General features: G+C 49.8%; 1 pseudogene. It reads left to right on the top strand.

Annotated elements, in window-relative coordinates:
- A pseudogene (locus Q1A70_RS20185) lies at window positions 1–874 on the top strand (DDE-type integrase/transposase/recombinase); the annotation flags it as partial.

An 874-nucleotide genomic window follows, 5' to 3' on the forward strand; every position in this document is an offset into this window, starting at 1 on the left:
GCGTAGCGAATGTATGCAAGGTTTTATGTCGAGTAAAGAGCGGGAAGCGGAAGCAAAGAAGCAGGCCAAAGCGGATAGGCTTGAAATCAAAGAGCTTAAGAAGGAGTTACGCCACAAAGAAAAAGCACTCGCCGAAACTGCTGCCCTGTTGGTTCTACGAAAAAAGCTCAGAGCCTTTTACGGGGAAGAGCCAGAGGACGACTAACCTCAACCGATGAAAGGCAGCACCTGATTGCTCTTATCCACGATGCCAAGCAAAGTGGTTGCCGCTTGGAGCGGGCTTGTCATGAGGTTCAAATTGACGTGAGAACGTATCGTCGATGGTATCAACAAGGAGTGATTCAGGCGGATAAAAGACCGACCTGTGCCAGACCAGAGCCTGCTAACAAGCTCTCGCAGCAAGAGCGTGAAGCGATTATCGAGGTATGTAACCGCCCAGAGTTCGCGAGCTTACCTCCTACTCAAATCGTACCGACACTGCTTGATAAAGGTGAATATATCGCCTCAGAGTCGAGCTATTATCGGGTACTGAGTGCACAAGGGCAACTTCACAACCGAGGCCGTCAACGGAGTAGGCAAAAGCAAGCGAAGCCAACGAGTTATACGGCGACAGGCTCGAATCAAGTCTACACATGGGATATCACTTACTTGCCTTCAAAGGTTCGAGGCCAGCACTATTATCTGTACGTCATAGAGGATATCTACAGCCGAAAAATCGTGGGTTATGAGGTGTATGAACGTGAGTGCGGCGAGTTAGCATCACAACTCTTGCAACGGACGTTGATGCGAGAGCAGTGCTTCAATCAACCGCTGGTTCTTCACTCAGATAACGGTGCGCCGATGAAGTCGCTGACGTTCAAAGCGAAGATGGATG

Source organism: uncultured Vibrio sp. (assembly GCF_947488985.1).
Lineage (GTDB): Bacteria > Pseudomonadota > Gammaproteobacteria > Enterobacterales > Vibrionaceae > Vibrio.